This is a genomic window from Gammaproteobacteria bacterium (genome assembly GCA_022340215.1).
Lineage (GTDB): Bacteria > Pseudomonadota > Gammaproteobacteria > JAJDOJ01 > JAJDOJ01 > JAJDOJ01.
The window spans coordinates 1-3,460 of sequence record JAJDOJ010000191.1; the positions used below are offsets into that span (position 1 = coordinate 1).

Annotated in this window: 4 protein-coding genes; 2 read left to right on the forward strand and 2 right to left on the reverse strand. The window is 61.9% G+C overall.

Going from position 1 to position 3,460, the window contains the following annotated elements; translation table 11 throughout:
- A partial coding sequence (locus LJE91_13430) for a S8 family serine peptidase (protein ID MCG6869684.1) occupies window positions 1-1,543 on the forward strand: 1,543 nt, incomplete at its 5' end.
- Window positions 1,544-1,656: 113 nt separating this feature from the next.
- Here LJE91_13430 and LJE91_13435 read toward each other — a convergent pair.
- Complete coding sequence (locus LJE91_13435) at window positions 1,657-2,064, reverse strand: putative toxin-antitoxin system toxin component, PIN family (GenBank protein ID MCG6869685.1); 408 nt, start codon at window positions 2,062-2,064, stop codon at window positions 1,657-1,659.
- Window positions 2,061-2,276, reverse strand: coding sequence for a ribbon-helix-helix domain-containing protein (locus tag LJE91_13440; protein ID MCG6869686.1), 216 nt, complete (start codon window positions 2,274-2,276; stop codon window positions 2,061-2,063). Before LJE91_13440 ends, LJE91_13435 begins: the two co-directional genes overlap by 4 nt.
- A gap of 237 nt (window positions 2,277-2,513) precedes the next feature.
- Between LJE91_13440 and LJE91_13445 the strand changes: the two genes are divergently transcribed.
- Entirely contained in the window at window positions 2,514-3,053 is a 540-nt protein-coding gene (locus LJE91_13445) for a Uma2 family endonuclease (protein MCG6869687.1), read from the forward strand.
- The last annotated feature ends 407 nt before the right edge of the window (window positions 3,054-3,460 follow it).

Consider the following 3,460-nt stretch of genomic DNA (forward strand, 5'->3'; position numbering starts at 1 on the left):
GAAACTGTTGGCCGGTGCGGACCCGAACCAGGTCGAGACCGTAGTCATCAACTTCCGCGACGACCTGACGATCCCGCGATTTCCCCTACCCGCTGCTGAGGGTGGTTCGCGCGAAAAGCAGTTGAAGCAGGCCGAGGAGCTCGTACGCCAGATCAAGCAGCAGCGCGCCCAGGGGTACGAAAAGCTCGCCGAGCAGTTGAACGGTCGCTACGGCATCGAAATGAAGGACACCTTCTGGCTGATCAACGCGGTTGTCGCGAAGGCCCCGCTGAGTTCGATCAAGGAGCTGGCCGCGCGTGACGACGTGATGTACGTCGAACTGGAGAACGACGGCAGCAAGCCGCCGGCCGATTCGGTCGCCGAGGGTCGCAGCCAGATGCACACCGATCCGTACTTCAATCTGGGACAGACCAGTGGCTACATCGGCCTGCTTGACACGGGGCTGCGCTTCACGCACACCCTGTTCGACAGCCCCTCCAACATCGACTTCCGCTACGACTGCACCGACGGGACCTGCAACAACACCCCCGACCCGACCGACGACTGCTGGAACCACGGCACCTCGACGGCGGCCATCATCTCCGGCAACAACAACCTCGGTAACGACTACCGCGGCGTCACCGGGGTCACCCTGGACAGCTTCAAGGTGTATCCGGCCGGATGCGGTGGCCTCAACACCACCGCCTCGGTCAAGGCCTTCGAAAAGGCGGTTGCCGTGTTGGACCGCGTGATCGTCGCCGAGATGCAGGGCGGTGGCAGCGCCACCAGCTCGATCTCCACGGCGGCGGATGCGGCCTTCGACGCGGGCGCGGTGATCATCGCCGCCAACGGCAACTTCGGGCCTAATGCCAGCACCGTGAACGCGCCCGCCAACGCGCACAAGGTACTGGGCATCGGCGGCTACCTGATCGATACCCTCGCCCAGTACAACAACCAGAGCCGCGGACCGGCGGGTGACGGCCGCGTCAAACCCGATGTCCAGGCCCCGACCTGGTCACGCACGGCAAGCAACGCCAGCGACACCGCGAACAGGATCTTCACCGGGACCAGCGGGGCCACGCCCTATGGTGCGGGTGCGGCGGCCCTGACGCGCAACTGGATGCGCGGGATCAACTTCAGCATCGATCCCGGTCACGTCTACGCCCGGATGATCCTGGCCGGTCAGGACCCCTACCCCTTCGACAACACCGTGGGCGCGGGCAAGATCGTCCTCGGCACGGGCGGTCACGCCTGGTGGGGCAAGGTCGTGGTGGGCAACCACGTGACGGTCGAGATCCCGATCAACGTGAGTTCGGGAAAGGGCAAGATCGAGGGTGCACTGTGGTGGCCCGAGGACGCCGCCGACAGCCATGCCGACATCGACCTGAAGCTGGTCGACCCGAACGGCGTGGTACGCGACAGCAGCATCTCGGTGAACAGCGTGTTCGAACGCACCCGCTTCACCGCGAGCAACCTGCAGTCCGGCACCTGGAAGGTGCGCATCTACGGCTGGTCGGTCCCCGGCAGCAGCCAGACCGTCTACTGGAGCGCTAGGACAAGATAGCCGCGTAACGGGTAAACGGCCGGCCCGCATGGGGCCGGCCGTTTCATATACGCTCGAACTGAACCGGAGTCGTCGTAGTCGTAGGGGGGATCAAGCGCAGCGGATCCACCTTGTCAAACGCCCCGCTGCCGTAACCGCTCCCAGAACCCGCGCGGCGAGAGGATCGCCATGCCTTCTACGTCTTTCATGGTCAGCAGCGCCTGGTCCCCAGTGACGAAGATGTCGGAATTGGCCGCAAGCGCAGCAGCCAGGATCGGCGCATCCGACGGGTCAGGACTGTCCGGCAGGGGGGTGGCCGGCGGTGGTTCAACCACGGTACATTCGAACAGCGCAAGCCGTACGGCCTTGCGGCCCGTAGCCGGGACGCGGAAATTCTCCTTCAGCGTGTGTTCCAGTTCCCGGAGCACCAGGCTGCTGATGACTGCTTCGTGCTCGTCCAGCACATGGCGAACCAGATCCAGACAAAGGCCGCGCGTTGCGAATGCGCTCGCGAGGACGTTGGTGTCGAGGAAGACCCTCACGATACATCGCGAAAGACGTCCTCGTCGGTCAGGTATCCCGCGGATTCGGCATATGGCGCTATCAGGCGGCGCGCTTCCTCGAGCCGGGCGCGCGCGATGTGTCGGCGCAACACCTCCCGTGCCAGATCACTCTTCGTACGGTGCGTCTTCCTGGCAAGCCGCGTCAGTTCTTTATCCAGCTTGTCGTCGATGCGTAACGTGAGGGTTCCCATTTCAATCGTCCGCGATGACGGGGATGTAAGACAGCGTAACACACCTGACGTTCGCCAGTCATCGCATCCTCCTTTCCCCCCTGCAACCCCGACCTCTGGAAGGGCTTGACAGTAACAGCGCCCGGTGGACATCCGGAAATGGCCGCGCCGTATCCCGTCAGATGGAAGCCTGCGTGATCCGGGAACGGGGAATACACTACACTCATTCGTAGAGCACGATAGTGGAAGCATTGCACGATGCGCGAGACGGATCACCTGCCGCATTACACCTACGATGACTACCGACTGTGGGAAGGCCGATGGGAGCTGATTCGCGGCATCCCGTACGCCATGACACCCTCGCCCGGTATTCTGCACCAGCGCGTCAGCCACAAGCTGGCCCATGAGCTGGATGAGGCGTTGCGCGACTGTGAACACTGCATGGGCCTGATGCCTGTGGACTGGAGGGTCTCCGAGGAGACCATCGTCCAACCGGACAACCTGGTGATCTGTTACCGCCCCGAGTCGGAGCATTTTCTCGTCCGGGCACCGTCACTGATCTTCGAGATCCTCTCGCCATCCACGGCGAACAAGGACCGCACCACCAAATTCGAGATCTACGAGCGAGAAGGCGTCGGTCACTATTGTATCGTCGACCCGGATAATCGCGTCGCGAAGCTCTATTCCCTGCGTGAGGGACGTTACGTCAAGCGCCTTGACGCCCGCGACGAATGTTGCGAGTTCGATCTGGGCAAATGTCTCATTGAACTTGATTTCAGTCGTATCTGGCCGGATTAACAGGTAGAAAGCGCTTCGATTCCCACCGACAGTGCTCCCCCAGGATCTGGCGGAAAGCGCATCCACGTACACAATCTGTTACCTGATTACCCCTGATTCTCAGCCATCTTTCGATATCGAATCATCGGGTCCCGCCGCTCCTGCCAGGAGACATTCGGGTCAGTTCAGCAAGACCGTCTGCGGCATGGATGCCGCGGTCGAGCCTACATGGACGTATTGACGGCGCGTCTTGCTGAACTGACCCGGATGTCCCCCCCCTGACAACGAGAATCAAGTTTCCATCGAAGCTGAGTCTCAGGGGTAATCAGTATTTGTTATGCAGTTGTGACGTCGCCTCCGCCATTCCAACATCAGGTCGCTTATTCAAACAATCCGCAAGGCAAGATATCGGCATCGGCGCTACGGCA